The sequence below is a fragment of the Romboutsia sp. 13368 genome (assembly GCF_018336475.1).
Lineage (GTDB): Bacteria > Bacillota > Clostridia > Peptostreptococcales > Peptostreptococcaceae > Romboutsia.
The window spans coordinates 1,101,443-1,101,770 of record NZ_CP048741.1 but is presented as its reverse complement, the minus strand read 5'-3'; the positions used below and the strand labels follow the sequence as shown (position 1 = coordinate 1,101,770).

General features: G+C 18.7%; 1 protein-coding gene. It reads right to left on the bottom strand.

Annotated features, from left to right (window positions below):
* Nucleotides 1-36: 36 nt before the first annotated feature.
* Entirely contained in the window at nucleotides 37-234 is a 198-nt protein-coding gene (locus tag G3997_RS04495; protein WP_296648743.1) for a hypothetical protein, read from the bottom strand.
* Between the last annotated feature and the right edge of the window lie 94 nt (nucleotides 235-328).

Sequence of the window (328 nt, the reverse complement as noted above, 5' to 3'; positions counted from 1 at the left end):
ATTTTATGGTTAATTTGAATTATATTAAAATATGATTTATTTTAACTTAAATAAATCATATCTTATAATATTTTTATTTTTATCTAAATTTTTAACGAGTTTTAACTTTATAAGATGACCTACTTCATAAGAATTAAATATTTCTTTATCATTTATTTCATACTTACTTTTTTCATATTCTAGTTCAATAATATATGTATCTGGTAATTTTGTGGGAAGTGTACCCCCTACCAATTCTCATAATAGTAYYTTTAGAAAATATCTTATTTATTATTTTCATCTCAACAATATATTCTTCAGTAGATTTTATTTCAGATTTTAAATGTTT